13 protein-coding genes are annotated in these 13,557 nt (G+C 71.5%); 3 read left to right on the forward strand and 10 right to left on the reverse strand.

Annotated elements, in window-relative coordinates:
- Positions 1–26 precede the first annotated feature (26 nt).
- From KUM03_RS09150 to KUM03_RS09165, 4 genes are all read right to left on the reverse strand, one after another.
- Positions 27–782, reverse strand: coding sequence for an AIM24 family protein (locus KUM03_RS09150; RefSeq protein ID WP_217246526.1), 756 nt, complete (start codon positions 780–782; stop codon positions 27–29).
- A 17-nt stretch (positions 783–799) separates the two neighbouring features.
- Complete coding sequence (locus KUM03_RS09155) at positions 800–1,480, reverse strand: AIM24 family protein (protein WP_217246527.1); 681 nt, start codon at positions 1,478–1,480, stop codon at positions 800–802.
- A 13-nt stretch (positions 1,481–1,493) separates the two neighbouring features.
- Positions 1,494–3,278 carry a TerD family protein gene (locus KUM03_RS09160; protein ID WP_217246528.1) on the reverse strand — a complete coding sequence of 595 codons (1,785 nt, stop codon included), beginning with the start codon at positions 3,276–3,278 and terminating at the stop codon, positions 1,494–1,496.
- A gap of 145 nt (positions 3,279–3,423) precedes the next feature.
- On the reverse strand, positions 3,424–4,020 hold the full coding sequence (locus tag KUM03_RS09165; protein WP_217246529.1) for a M48 family metallopeptidase: 597 nt from the start codon (positions 4,018–4,020) through the stop codon (positions 3,424–3,426).
- 241 nt (positions 4,021–4,261) lie between these two features.
- On the opposite strand from KUM03_RS09165, the gene KUM03_RS09170 reads away from it, so the two are divergent.
- Together KUM03_RS09170 and KUM03_RS09175 are read left to right on the forward strand one after the other, a co-directional pair.
- A complete protein-coding gene (locus KUM03_RS09170) occupies positions 4,262–5,476 on the forward strand; it encodes a TOMM precursor leader peptide-binding protein (RefSeq protein ID WP_217246530.1) in 1,215 nt (404 codons plus the stop codon).
- A complete protein-coding gene (locus tag KUM03_RS09175; protein ID WP_217246531.1) occupies positions 5,469–6,866 on the forward strand; it encodes an AarF/ABC1/UbiB kinase family protein in 1,398 nt (465 codons plus the stop codon). The genes KUM03_RS09170 and KUM03_RS09175 overlap by 8 nt, the downstream gene beginning before the upstream one ends.
- Positions 6,867–6,970: 104 nt before the next feature.
- Here the strand turns inward: KUM03_RS09175 and KUM03_RS09180 are convergent, their stop codons facing one another.
- From KUM03_RS09180 to KUM03_RS09195, 4 genes are all read right to left on the reverse strand, one after another.
- Positions 6,971–7,294, reverse strand: coding sequence for a hypothetical protein (locus KUM03_RS09180; RefSeq protein WP_217246532.1), 324 nt, complete (start codon positions 7,292–7,294; stop codon positions 6,971–6,973).
- Entirely contained in the window at positions 7,291–7,659 is a 369-nt protein-coding gene (locus tag KUM03_RS09185) for a WhiB family transcriptional regulator (RefSeq protein ID WP_073724386.1), read from the reverse strand. Before KUM03_RS09185 ends, KUM03_RS09180 begins: the two co-directional genes overlap by 4 nt.
- Positions 7,660–7,832: 173 nt before the next feature.
- A complete protein-coding gene (locus tag KUM03_RS09190; protein WP_217246533.1) occupies positions 7,833–8,165 on the reverse strand; it encodes a hypothetical protein in 333 nt (110 codons plus the stop codon).
- Positions 8,166–8,327: 162 nt separating this feature from the next.
- A complete protein-coding gene (locus tag KUM03_RS09195) occupies positions 8,328–10,529 on the reverse strand; it encodes an ATP-dependent DNA helicase UvrD2 (RefSeq protein ID WP_217246534.1) in 2,202 nt (733 codons plus the stop codon).
- A 203-nt stretch (positions 10,530–10,732) separates the two neighbouring features.
- On the opposite strand from KUM03_RS09195, the gene KUM03_RS09200 reads away from it, so the two are divergent.
- Positions 10,733–10,975 (forward strand): mycoredoxin, encoded by a 243-nt coding sequence (locus KUM03_RS09200; RefSeq protein WP_055417962.1) that lies wholly within the window; start codon positions 10,733–10,735, stop codon positions 10,973–10,975.
- 69 nt (positions 10,976–11,044) lie between these two features.
- Here the strand turns inward: KUM03_RS09200 and nudC are convergent, their stop codons facing one another.
- The gene (gene nudC, locus KUM03_RS09205; RefSeq protein ID WP_217246535.1) at positions 11,045–11,989 is read right to left on the reverse strand and encodes an NAD(+) diphosphatase; all 945 of its coding nucleotides are present in this window, start codon (positions 11,987–11,989) and stop codon (positions 11,045–11,047) included.
- Between the two features lie 156 nt (positions 11,990–12,145).
- Positions 12,146–13,549, reverse strand: a complete 1,404-nt coding sequence (locus KUM03_RS09210; RefSeq protein ID WP_217246536.1) for a dipeptidase — start codon at positions 13,547–13,549, stop codon at positions 12,146–12,148.
- Positions 13,550–13,557 lie beyond the last annotated feature (8 nt).

The following is a 13,557-nucleotide window of genomic DNA, read 5'->3' on the forward strand; positions in this document are numbered from 1 at the left end:
CTTACCGAATGTGGCTGTACCCGCGCTCAGCTCCAGACGTTGCCCTGGTTCTGACCGCGCGCCCCCTGCTGGCCCATGCCGTACTGGGCGGCGAGGCCCGAGCCGATCTGCGCGTTCTGCGGCGGCAGCAGCTCACTGGGCTGGACCAGCGCGAAGCCGCTGCCCATGAAGCTGAGCTCCCAGCCCTCCCCGGTGCTGCCCCGGCGCCGCCACACCCCGGAGGAGTGCGTCTGCGCCTGCATCTGCACGCGCAGGCCGGTGGACCAGGCGACGATCGCGTCGGCGTCGCAGTTGACGTACTTGTCGGGCGTCACCTGCATCAGCAGCGGGGAGCCCGAGGTCATCAGGGCGACCTTGCCCCGGCCGGTGATGTTGAGCTGGTACTTCCCCGACCCGGAGATGCCGTACAGGCTGTCGACCGCGATGACCTCGTGGTGCAGGGACGAGTCCATCGCCAGCACATAGCTGCTGTCGACGGTCAGTCCCTCCTGGTCGACCTCCATCACGTGGACGCACTGGGCGAGGTTGGCGAAGAAGACCGTGCCCTGCCCGTGGCAGCGCATCAGGTCCAGGCCCTCACCCGTGTTCGCACGCGCGCGTGACTGGTTGTTGCTCTGGTACTCGGCGTCGAACTCGACGAGCCCCTGGTAGGCGACCATCGTGCCTTTGCGGGCGAGCACGTCGTCGTGGCCCTCCAGGGCGACCCGGAGCATGTGCTTGTTCTGCAGGCTCCAGGCGTCCTGGGTCTGCTGGTCGTTGTAGGCGAAAAGCGGGCTCTGCATGGTGTTCTGGCTCCCCCTCAGCCCCGGACCCGGAGGCGGTCGGTGCTGTCCTCACTGGGCTGGACGACGACGATGCCCTGACCGGAGAAGGCCATCTGGTAGGCCTCGCCGCTGCCGCGGCCGATCAGTGACTGCGCCTTGAAGCTGCGCTTGCCCTTCACCTTGAGGTTCGGGGACCAGGCGACGAGCGCGTCGGGGTCGACGTACGTCTCGTCCTCGCCACCACCGCAGTCGACCACGATCGGCTTGCCCCGGGAGGTGAGGGCGACCCAGCCCTGTCCGGAGATCTTGGTGTTCCACAGGCCCTGCCCGGCGAACTTCGCCAGGCCCTTGACCCGCTCCACGCCCCACGTCAGGTGGGCGTCGAAGGCGAGCAGGTTGGTGGCGTTGACGGAGATGCCGTCGCCGTTGAGGTTGATGACGACGACGTTCGCGCCGTAGTCCGCGAGGTAGAGCAGGCCGTCGCCGGAGCACTTCATCAGGGGCGCGCCCTCGCCGGTCATCCAGTCCTTCGCGATCTGGCGGACGGCCGGCGGGTTGGGCTCGTACTGGACGAAGCCCTCGTAGGCGGTCATCGAGCCCACACGCGCGAGGAGGTCGTTCCCGGTCTGCATGGCGACCTTCAGCATGTGGTTGCCGTGGTTCTCCATGCGGGCGGTGACCGGTGCGGGAGCGTAGCCCGCGAGCGGCTGGTTCATGTCGGGCTCTCCCTCAGATCTCGTACGGCTGGACGATGACGAAGTTGCCGGGCGCCGCCCGGAACTGCAGGTTGACGCTCTCGCCCGTGTCGCCCGCGTAGGAGTTGCGGCGCATCCGCACCTGGCTGGAGACGACCACCTGGGCGGCGGCCGACCAGGCGACGACCGCGTTGCAGTCGGCGAAGGTGGTGGGTGTGACCGGCAGCACGACGGGCACGCCGTGCGTCTTGACGACGATCGTGCCGGTGCCCTGGAACTGCATCGTGAACAGCGCGCCACCGGGGATGCCGTGCCCCTCGATGCGACGGACCTCGTACTGGAGGCTCTCGTCGAAGGCGAGGACGTTCTCCGCGGAGACGCAGATGGCGTCGCCCTGGAGCTCGATCGGGTGCAGCATCGAGGAGTTGTCGGCGAGGAACACCTGTCCCTTGCCGGTGCAGCGCATGAGCTGCATCTCCTGGCCGGTGGCGTTGCCCACGACTCGGCCGGCGAATCCGGCGCCCTTGTAGCTGAAGTCGACCTTGCCCTGGTAGAGCACCATGCTGCCCTGCCGGGCGAGCACGGGCTGACCGTCCGCGCCGAGGTCGACGCGGACCAGCTTCTTGTTCTGCTGGGTCCAGCGCTGCCCGGTCGCCGTCTCGCGGAACTGCTGGAGCGCGGCCGTCACACCGGCGCCCTGGGGGGCTCCCTGGGGCACACCCTGGGGTGCCGCGCCCGGCGCCATGCCCTGCGGGGCTCCGTAAGGTGCCTGCTGGCCGTAGCCGGGAGGCGGGGTCGGCTGGCCGTAGCCGGCGGGCGGACCCTGCTGACCGTAGCCCGGAGGCGGAGTCGGCTGGCCGTACCCGGGTGGTGGTGCAGGGGTCTGGGGCGGCTGGGGCGCTTGCGGCTGGCCGTAGCCGGGAGGCGGCGGGGCGGTCTGGCCCGGCACCTGGCCGTGCGGCGGCTGCTGCTGGCCCGGCTGGCCGTACGGCGTGGGCGCCGGGGCGGGCGGAGGCACCGGGGAGCCGCCGGGCGGCGTGTTCATGGGCGCGACGATCGTCTGCGCGGCGTGCACGTCGGATCCGGGTGCCGGGGCGGGCGCCGGGGGCGGAGTGGCGCCGGCCGGCGGGGCGAAGCCCTGCGGGGCGGCCTGAGGCGCGGGAGCCGGGGCCGGTGCAGGGGCGGCGGGAGCGCCGAAGGCGGGCGGAGCCGAGGCCTGGGCCGGCGGCGCGAAACCCGGGGCGGCACCGTCGGCACCGGCCTGCGGCTGCTGCGGTGCGGGGGCCTCTTCCTCGGCCACCTCGCCGCCGAAGTTTCTCAGCAGCGCGTCCAGCCCGCCGTCGAAGCCCTGTCCGACTGCGGCGAACCGCCACACGTCCTTCAGGTAGAAGTCGCCCAGCATCACCGCGCGCTCGGTGGAGAACTCCGCACCGCTGAACGGGTACCGGGCCACCTCCTCGCCGCCCGCGACGATCCGGATGTAGCCGGAGGCGACCTGCGACATCTGTCCCGCGCCGTCGACCGTCGCCGTGAAGGACAGCTTCTGGATCTGCGGTGGGATCCTGTCGAGGGTGACACGGAACGACTCCGTGTCACCCGCCTGCGCACCCAGGAGCTGGATGGACTCCTCGGGGGTCTTCGGCTGGTTGAAGAACACGAAGTACCGGTCGTCCGACAACCGCTCGTCGGCGTCGAGACCGAAGCAGCTGATGTCGAAGCTCAGCCCGGGGCCCGAGATCTGCACGCCTACGTACAGATCCGTGCCCGCGGTGAGGTCACTGATCCTGGCCTTGTGGCCGCGTTGGAATTCCCTGGCCATGCGTTACGACCGTCCCCCATCCGAATGTGAGTGCGTCGCGCCAGGCTAACGGCAATCCCGGACAGCGGAAGAAGTCGGTACAGACCCGGTACAGAACCCGTGCGCCGCCGTGGCGTACCCCCGGCCGGGGCGTACTCGGGGCGCGTTACTCGCTGCGCGCGCCGGGTACGTGCGGTAGCCGGTCGGCGGCGACAACGCCCTCGAGGTACCCGCGGGCCCGCTCGGTCCGCGGGTACGCCTCCAGCAGCCGCCAGAACCGGGGACCGTGGCCGGGAACGAGCAGATGCGCCAGTTCGTGCAGGAGGACGTAGTCGACGACGTACTCGGGCATGCCCTGGAGGCGGTGCGACAGCCGGATGCTTCCCTCGGACGGGGTACACGAGCCCCATCGGGTGTTCTGGTTGGTGACCCAGCGGACCGAGGTGGGCCGGGCCCGCCCCTCGAAGTACTGGCCGGACAGGCACTCGGCGCGCTCGGCGAGTTCGGCGTCGCCGAGAACGCGTTTGCTCTCCTGGGCGGCGAGCTTGTCCAGCATGACGCTCACCCAGCGTTGCTCCTCCGCCTCGGACATGCGGGCGGGGATCAGCACGACGGTGCGATCGCCCTCGCGGTACGCGGAGACCGTCCGGCGTCGCCGGGTGCTCCTGCGGACCTCGATCGCGCTCGTCGCCGAGCCGTTCGGCGGCGGATTCGTCGGTGTGCGCTGGGGCGCCCCGGCGCGGTGCAGTGGGTCGGCGGACACGCCACGACGTTACCCGCTGCACACGGGGAAGTCCCGGCTCCGGGACGCTTCGGCCCCGATCCGGCACCCCTCGCTCGGCGTGTACGACTGATTCGTACGACGAATACCCACCGCCTGTGGACAACTTTCGACGCCTCGGCGCGCATCCGGGCATGCTGGCACTCGCCGGCGCATTCGCGACCGACCACGCGGACCGGCACGTGCAGAAGTCGTCCATCTGAAGACCCACGGGGGGCCTGGCATGCATCCGATGGTGAAGCCCGCGCTCAGGCGCGGCTGGCGTGATCTGAACACCGTGCAGTTCGGGATGACGCCCGCGCACGCGTTGACGCTCGGCCCGGTGGACACCGCGACGGGCAGCTTCCTGGAGCTGCTCAACGGCACCCGCGGTCGCGCTCTCCTGCGCGAGGAGGGACGCCGCATGGATCTGCCGGACGGACATGTCGACCGGGTGGTCGAGGGGCTCGCCCGTGCCGGTCTCCTCGACGACTCCAGGGGCGGCGGGCCGGACGCCGACGCCCTGCGGGAGAAGGGCGAGGTGCTCGACCGGCTCCGGCCCGACCTGGCCTCCCTCTCCCTGACCACGTGCGCTCCGGGGGAGGCGATGAGACACCTGGCCGCACGACGCGCCCTGCGGGTCCGGGTGAGGGGCGCCGGACGGGTGGGCGCGGTGCTGGCCGGCCTTCTGTCGGGCGCGGGCGTCGGCGTGGTCGACGTCCTCGACGGCGGGTGCGTCGAGCCCTGGGACGTCACCCCGGGCGGGCTTCCCGCCGAGTCCGTCGGGAGCCGCCGGGACGAGACGGCCCGCCGTGTCGTCCGCCGGGCAGCCCCCGGCCGGCCGCCGCGCCGTGGTCCCGCGGCACCGTCCGAGGAGGACGCCCCGGGGTTCTCCCTGGTGATCGTCGCCCCGCGCGACGACGTCGCGGTGCACGCCCCCGACCCCGCCGCCGCGGATTCCCTGATGGCCTCCGGCACGCCCCACCTGTACGCCGGTGTCGTCGAGGGAACCGGTGTGGTCGGTCCCCTGGTCCTGCCCGGCGAGACGGGGTGCGCGGGGTGCCTTCAGGCGGACCGCACCGACCGGGACCCGGCCTGGCCACGTCTGGTGGCGCAGTGGCGCTCCGGCGGCCGCCGACAGGTCCCTCCCTGCGATCTCACCCTGGCCACGACGGTCGCCGGGCTGGCGGCGGCCCACGCTCTCGCGTTCCTGGACGGCGGCACGCCCTCCAGCATCGGCACCCGCTGGGAGGTGTCGCTGCCGGGACTGCGCTGGCACACGCGCCCGGTTCCCGCGCACCCCGCCTGCCCGTGCGAGGCCGCCGGAAAAGGTAAGCAGGAACACATCCCCGTGGAGGGGGAGCGGCGCGCGACAATGGCTGGGCAAGGGCCGTCAGCGGACATTCGCCGTGAGGCAGAAGCCGCCCGGCCGGCTGGGACTTGGAGGGCGCATGTCTGATCTTCCGCGCAAGGCGGTCACCCGGACCGCCAAGCTCGCCGCGCTCCCGCTCGGCTTCGCCGGGCGGGCGACCTGGGGGCTCGGGAAGCGAATCGTGGGCGAGTCAGCGGAGATCGTCGGCGCGCAGTTGCAGCAGCGGACCGCGGAGCAGCTGTTCAAGGTGCTGGGCGAGCTCAAGGGCGGGGCGATGAAGTTCGGGCAGGCCCTGTCCGTCTTCGAGTCCGCGCTGCCCGAGGAGGTCGCCGGCCCCTACCGGGCGGCCCTGACCAAGCTGCAGGAGGCGGCGCCGCCCATGCCGACGCGCACGGTGCACGCCGTTCTCGCGGAGCGGCTCGGCGAGGACTGGCAGGACCTGTTCCTGGAGTTCGAGGACAAGCCGGCCGCGGCGGCGTCCATCGGCCAGGTGCACCGCGCGGTGTGGCACGACGGCCGCGAGGTGGCGGTCAAGGTGCAGTACCCGGGTGCCGGCGAAGCCCTGCTGTCCGACCTGAACCAGCTCAGCCGCTTCGCCCGCCTGCTCGGCCCTCTGGTTCCCGGCATGGACGTCAAGCCGCTGATCACGGAGCTCAAGGACCGGGTCTCCGAGGAGCTGGACTACGACCTGGAGGCACAGGCCCAGCGCACTCACGCCGAGGAGTTCGCGGAGGATCCGGACATCGTGGTGCCGGACGTGGTCCACCAGTGCGAACAGGTGCTGGTCACCGAATGGATGGACGGCGTCCCGCTGTCGGAGGTCATCGCGGACGGCACGCAGCGGCAGCGCGACCGGGCGGGTCAGCTGCTGGCGCACTTCCTCTTCTCGGGCCCGGCACGCACCGGCCTCCTGCACGCCGACCCGCACCCCGGGAACTTCCGGTTGCTGCCCGGCGGACCGGACGGCGAGGACGACTGGCGCCTCGGCGTCCTGGACTTCGGCACGGTCGACCGGCTCCCGGGCGGTCTGCCCGAGCCCATCGGGCAGGCTCTGCGCATGACGCTGGACGGCGAGGCGGACGCCGTCTACGAGATGCTCTGCTCCGAGGGCTTCGTCAAGGAGTCGATAGAGCTGGACCCCGACGCCGTCCTCGAGTACCTCCTGCCGATCATCGAGCCGGCCCGGGTCGACGACTTCACCTTCACCCGCGGTTGGATGCGGAGCCAAGCGGCCCGGATCGGCGACCCGCGCTCCCCCGCGTACCAGCTGGCCAAGCAGCTCAACCTGCCGCCCGCCTACCTCCTGATCCACCGCGTCACCCTGAGCACCATCGGTGTGCTGTGCCAGCTGGGAGCGACGGTGCGACTGCGCGACGAGCTGGAGGACTGGCTCGTGGGCTTCCTCTCCGAGGACGACGAGGAGGAGGGGTACGAGGTGGAGACGTACGACGTGGACGAAACGGCGGCGGAGGCCTGAGGCCCCGGTTCTGACATGCCGTGGGGCCGGTCCGTTCGGACGGACCGGCCCCACGGGGAAGGCTTCGCCTCCTGAGCCGGGAGGCCACCGCTTCGGGTGATCGGTTACTGCATCACGGCCATGGCGAGCGCCCGCCGGGCACGCATCGAGGCGCGCTCGGCCCGGCGCTGCATCCGGCGAGCGGCCGCCAGGCGCAGCGCCCGGCGTTCCTGCTCGGCCGCGTGCAGCCGGTCGTGCATATGCGCACGAGCCAGGGCTTCTGGGATGAGTTGCATCTCACGGGTCCTGTTCTGACGCGAGTCCTTCGCGTCGCTGGTGGTGAAGTCTTCAGGCGCGGTGCCTGCGATGTCGTGGGTGGACGGCTTCATCGGGGCCTGCTTCTTGGGGTCGTGCGTGAGGGGGCGGTCGATCGTTCCTGCGGTGTTCATGCCGTGACCGGGTTCTTGCGCGGGCGACCACGAGGCCGCTTCCGGGCGACGACGACACCCTGGACGAACAGCTCGCCACCCCAGACGCCCCAGGGCTCACGCCGCTCCTTGGCACCGGCGAGGCAGGCCTCGATCAGCGGGCAGGTGCGGCAGAGGGACTTGGCGTACTCGACGTCCGCCGGCGACTCCGCGAAGAAGACCTCCGGGTCGTAGGAGCGGCAGGGGACGGGCACGCCGAGGTTCTCGATGGCGTCGTCGAGCGCGGTGAGCGCGGTGAGCGGGGTCAAGGTGGGGTCCTCCGTGGGGCCGGGCTTGGGGATCGTGTCGGAAGGCGGTACGGACGGGGCGTGCGCTTCGAGTTGCACGGTTGGTCTTCCTCGTCTGGTCGTTCCGGCCGGTCGGCCGGGTGGCGGCTTGGTACCGGGTTCTTTTCTTGTCCCGAGGCTCCTTCGTGCCGTCGTCCCCGTTCGGGGACAAACAGAAGGGCCGCGGATCCCGGATGGGGTTCCGCGGCCCTGAAGGCGCCGGCCTGATCGAATCAGGCTGGATCACTCCAGGGTTCTGGCCCACGGAAGGCCCACATCAGGTGGTGCTGCGTCGTCTGCTTCCGGAATCCGGCACCGGTCGCGGTAAAGGCATAGGCCTGCGCCTGTGCCACTACTGCTGCTTCCAGTGCCTTGGTCGGTCGCTCATTGCGCTCACGGACGGGAAGGCCCGCGGGGGCAACGGAGGAGGACGCCGGGAGCACGGCACGAATGCCGGACAGACCGATGCCCGGGTTCGAGGCGCCGAGCATGCACAGGGAGACGGCCGAGCGATCGGTCATTTTGGCGGTGGAGCTGACGGTGGAGCTGAAGTTGATGCTGATCACTGGACTCGCCTCCTCTCGGCGTCTAGGGGACTGGACGAACCAGTCCGCGGATATGCAAGTACAACACGGATTCAGGGCCTCCGGGAAGGCCGCTGTTCCCGTGACCAAGAACCTATGGGGATTCCCGGGGCATGCGCAAACTATTTTTTCGACGAGTTGGTTTCAGCCGTCCCCGTCAAGCCCGGCGCCCTCCTGGCCTGCACAGATGGCCAGCACGTCGGCTCCGTAGCGATTGAGCTTGCGCATCCCGACACCTGGGATGCGTGCCAGCTCGTGCTCGTCCTCCGGGACGGACTCGGCGATCGCCATCAGCGTCTTGTCGGTGAAGACGCAGAACGCGGGCTGCCCGCTGAGCCCGGCCTGGACCGAACGCCACTCACGCAGCCGCTCGTAGACGCCCTCGTCCATGTCGGACGGACAGTCCTCGCAACGCATCAGCTTCATCTCACCCGCGTCGGTGAGCGTGCGCCCGCAGACCCGGCAGCGAGCAGGTGTCCGACGCGTCCGTCTCGGGGCGACGGCCGTGGCGCCGCTGCTCCCGGAGCCACGCTCCACGCCCCCGGCGCCGCCGGCCGTCGTACCCGCGCCGGACTTCCCCGATCCGGGCCGCAGCCCCTTCAGAAAACGGCTGGGGCGGCGACTGGGCCGCCCGCCGGGTGAGCGGGCGAGCGCCCAGGAGAGATGCAGGCGCTCCCGCGCGCGGGTGACGCCGACGTACAGGAGGCGGCGCTCCTCTTCGATCTGCTCATCGGTCTTTGCGTAGGTGATCGGCATCATCCCCTCGGCCACGCCCACCAGGAAGACGACGTCCCACTCCAGGCCCTTGGCCGAGTGCAAGGAGGCGAGGGTGACGCCCTGGACCGTCGGGGCGTGCTGCGCGCCCGCCCGCTCGTCGAGTTCGGCGACGAGGGAGCCCAGCGTGGCGCCCGCCGCGGCCGCAGCGAAGTCCTGGGCGAGGTTGACCAGGGCGGCCAAGGACTCCCAGCGCTCGCGGACGGCGCCGGAACCGGCCGGTGGCACGGGCGTCCACCCCTCCCCGGACAGCACCGCGCGCACCTGGGAGGGCAGGTCCACGGCGTCGTCGAGCAGGGAGTCGTTGCCGCCGAAGCGCGCCGCGGCCCGCAGGGCGCTGTGAGCCTTACGCACCTCCGGGCGGTCGAAGAAGCGCTCCGCGCCGCGCAGCTGGTAGGGGACCCCGGCGTCGGCGAGAGCCTGTTCGTAGGTCTCCGACTGGGAGTTCGTACGGAACAGGACGGCGATCTCGGCGGCCGGCACGCCCGCGCCGATGAGCTCGCGGATGCGGCGGGCGGCGCCCTCCGCCTCGGCCGGTTCGTCCGGGTACTCGGCGTAGACGGGTTCCGGGCCGGCGGGACGCTGGGAGACCAGCTCCAGACGGTGGTCGGCGGCCCGGCCGCGGGCCTGGGAGAGCAGACCGTTGGCGAGGTGGACGACCTGCGGGGTGGACCGGTAGTCGCGGACCAGCTTGACGACGGTGGCGCGAGGGTGACGGCTGCGGAAGTCGAGCAGGTGGTCGGGGGTTGCTCCCGTGAACGAGTAGATCGTCTGGCTGGCGTCGCCGACCACACAGAGGTCGTCGCGGTCCCCGAGCCAGAGCTCCAGGAGGCGCTGCTGGAGAGGACTGACGTCCTGGTACTCGTCGACCACGAAGTGCTGGTACTGGGCGCGGACCTGTTCGGCGACGTCCTGCCGGTCCTGGAGGACCGCGACGGTCAGCAGCAGCACGTCCTCGAAGTCGATCACGCCGCGCCCGCGCTTGAGGTCCTCGTAGGCAGCGTAGAGCTGGGCGATCTCCGCCGGGTCGCGGGGGGCCTCACGACCGGCCTTGGCCACCGCGAGGGCGTAGTCGGCAGGGACGGTCTGGGTCACCTTGGACCACTCGATCTCGGCGGTCGCGTCGCGCAGCTCGCCGCGGTCCAGGCGGATGCGGCACGCGGCCGCGGCGTCGGCGACGAGCTGGATCTTGCGGTCGACGAGCCTGGGCAGGGAGCCACCGATCGCTTTCGGCCAGAAGTACTGGAGCTGGCGCAGCGCCGCCGAGTGGAACGTCCGGGCCTGCACGCCCGCCGCACCGAGCTGGCGCAGCCGGCCGCGCATCTCCCCGGCGGCGCGGTTGGTGAAGGTGACGGCGAGCACACTGGTGGGCTGGAGGATGCCGGCGCGTACCCCGTAGGCGATGCGGTGGGTGATCGCCCGGGTCTTGCCGGTACCGGCGCCCGCCAGTACGCACACCGGACCGCGCAGGGCGGTCGCCACCTCGCGCTGCTCGGGGTCGAGCCCTTCGAGCACCGCGTCGGCCGAGTCCGGTACCTGCGGGAAGAGGGTGGAGTGCGTTGCTGCTGTCACACCGCCATGCTGCCAGGTCGCGCGTGACAGGTGCGTCGGTTGTCCACAGGCACGCACCGATAGTCGTACCAATGCGACAGTCGTCACGCCGCGGGCACGGCGCGGGCGTCTCACGGGAATGGTGGCGCCACCGCGGACGTTCCCTTCGTGCGGCCCTCCAGGAGCCGCCGATTTTCCCGAGCCGCCGAAGGAGCGCGAGAGACATGCCGGGCACTGTGACGATGTACAGCACCACGTGGTGCGGCTACTGCCGTCGGCTGAAGAGCCAGATGGACCGCGAGGGCATCGCGTACACCGAGATCAACATCGAGCAGGACCCGGAGTCCGCGGCGTTCGTGGAGAAGGCGAATGGCGGAAACCAGACGGTCCCCACTGTGCTCTTCCCCGACGGATCGACGCTGACGAACCCGTCGCTGGCTCAGGTGAAGCAGAAGGTCGGCGCGTAAGCGGTACGACACAGACAGAGGGGTGGCCCTCCCCGCTGGGGAGGGCCACCCCTCTGTCTGTGTCTCGCCTCAGAAGGAGCCGCGCGTGGGAAGCGGCTTGCCGTACCAGAGTTCGATCAGGCGGGCCGCGATGGAGATGCCGTAGGGCGGGAGCACCTCGCCGGACTCGAAGGCGGCGTCCAGCTCGTCGCGGGAGAACCAGCGGGCCTCGTGGATCTCGTCGCCGTCGACGTCGATCTCGGTCGAGGTGGCCTGCGCCATGAAACCCAGCATCAGGCTGGACGGGAAGGGCCAGGGCTGGCTGGCGACGTACTCGACGGGACCGACGGTGACGCCGACCTCCTCCTGCACCTCGCGGCGTACCGACTGCTCGATGGACTCGCCGGGCTCCACGAACCCGGCGAGCGTCGAGAAACGTCCCTCGGGCCAGTGGACCTGGCGGCCGAGCAGGAGCCGGTCCTCGTCGTCCGTCACCGCCATGATCACCGCGGGGTCGGTGCGCGGGTAGTGCTCGGCCCCGCACGCGGGGCAGCGGCGGATGTGGCCGGCCGCGGCGATGACGGTGCGCTCGCCGCAGCGGGAGCAGAACCGGTGCAGGCGCTGCCAGTTCTCCAGGGCGACCGCGTGGGCCATCAGACCGGCGTCGCGGGGCGACAGGAGCAGACCGGCCTCCCGCAGACCCGCCGGACGGGCGGACTGGTCCATGCGGCCGGGCAGGGAGTCCTTCTGGAGGGCGAAGTAGCTGACGCCGTCGTCGTCGGTGCCCAGGAAGTAGCGGTGTGCCTCGGTCAGCGGCGCCTCGAAGGACGGGGTCATGACGAGTTCGGTACGTCCGTCGGGCGTCTCGTCGATCAGGACCTGACCGCCGGAGACCACGAAACAGCGCGTCGAGGGGTGGCTCCACGCCGCCGCGAGCCAGGCCTCGTCGAGGCGGTGGTGGGCGGCACGGTCGATGCCGCTCGGGGCGGTGAGCGAGATGGGACGGTCGGCGGTGTGGTCGGTCCAGGTGGTCACGGGTGCTTCCAACTCCCCCGGTGAGCGTTTCGGTTCGGCAGGCGGTTAGCGGTTCGTGCGGCGGGTGGCGACCGGGTCCGGGAGGGCTCGGGCGGTGCGGCGGCCTTTCCAGTGTGCCGGGCGCGGCGCCTGCCCGGTCCTGGGCCGGACAGCCGCTCAGGGTGCGTGGCGCCAGTATTCCGCCAGGTCACCCCACAGGTGGGCGGCTGTTTCGACGCCCTTGAGCAGCAGGTCCAGCTCGACCTTCTCGTCGGGGGCGTGCCAGCCGTCGGACGGGACGGAGATGCCGAGGAAGAGCACCGGTGCGCCCAGCACCTCCTGGAGGTCGGCGGCCGGTCCGGAGCCGCCCTCACGGGTGAAGCGGACGGGTTTCCCGAAGGCCCGGCTCATGGCGCGGACGACCGACTGGAGCGCCGGGTGGTCCAGCGGGGTCAGGCACGGCCGGGTGGCCGAGCCGAAGGTGATCTCGCTGCGGATCCCGGCGGGCACCTGCTCGGCCGCCCAGGCGCGGACGGCCTTCTCGACGTGGTCGGGGTCCTGGCCGGCGACCAGCCGGAAGGACAGCTTCACCATGGCGGACGCCGGGACGATCGTCTTGTTGCCCGGGCCCTGGTAGCCGCCGCCGATGCCGTTGACCTCGGCGGTGGGGCGGGCCCACACCCGCTCCAGGGTGGTGTGCCCGGCCTCGCCGTGCGCCGCGCGGGATTTGGCCGTGCGCAGCCACTGTCCCTCGTCGAAGGGCAGCTCGGCGAAGAGGGCGCGCTCGCGCTCGGTGAGCTCGATCACACCGTCGTAGAAGCCCGGGATCGCCACGCGCGCGTGCTCGTCGTGCAGGGCGGCGACCAGGCGGGCGACGGCGGTGGCCGGGTTGGGGACGGCGCCGCCGAAGGAGCCGGAGTGGATGTCCTGGTCGGGTCCGTGCAGCCGGATCTCGCACTCGGCCAGGCCGCGCATGCCGGTGCACACCGTGGGGGTGTCCTCGGACCACATGCCGGTGTCGGAGACGATGACCGCGTCGGCGCGGAGCCGGTCGGCGCGCTCCTCGACGAGGGAGCGGAAGTGCGGGGAGCCGGATTCCTCCTCGCCCTCGATCAGCAGCTTGAGGTTGACCGCGGGGGCGGTGCGACCGGTGGCCGCCAGGTGGGCGCGGACGCCGAGAGTGTGGAAGAACACCTGTCCCTTGTCGTCGGCGGCCCCGCGCGCGTAGAGGCGGTTCTCGCGGACGACGGGCTCGAAGGGCTCGCTGTGCCAGCCGTCCTCGCGGGCGGCGGGCTGCACGTCGTGGTGGCCGTAGACGAGGACCGTCGGTGCCTGCGGGTCGCCGGAGGGCCATTCGGCGAAGACCGCGGGCGCGCCCGGTGTGGGCCACACCTCGGTGGTCGGGAAGCCGGTCTCCTTCAGTTTGGCGGCGAGCCAGTCGGCGCTGCGGCGCACATCGGTCGCGTGGTCGGGCTGGGCCGACACGGACGGGATGCGCAGCCACTCGACGAGGTCGTCGAGGAAGGCGGCGCGGTGGTGCTCGATGTACGTACGGACAGCGCTGTCCGGGGTGTCGCTCATGCTCACGA

The organism is Streptomyces sp. AC602_WCS936 (assembly GCF_019049125.1).
In the GTDB taxonomy this organism is placed as follows: domain Bacteria; phylum Actinomycetota; class Actinomycetes; order Streptomycetales; family Streptomycetaceae; genus Streptomyces.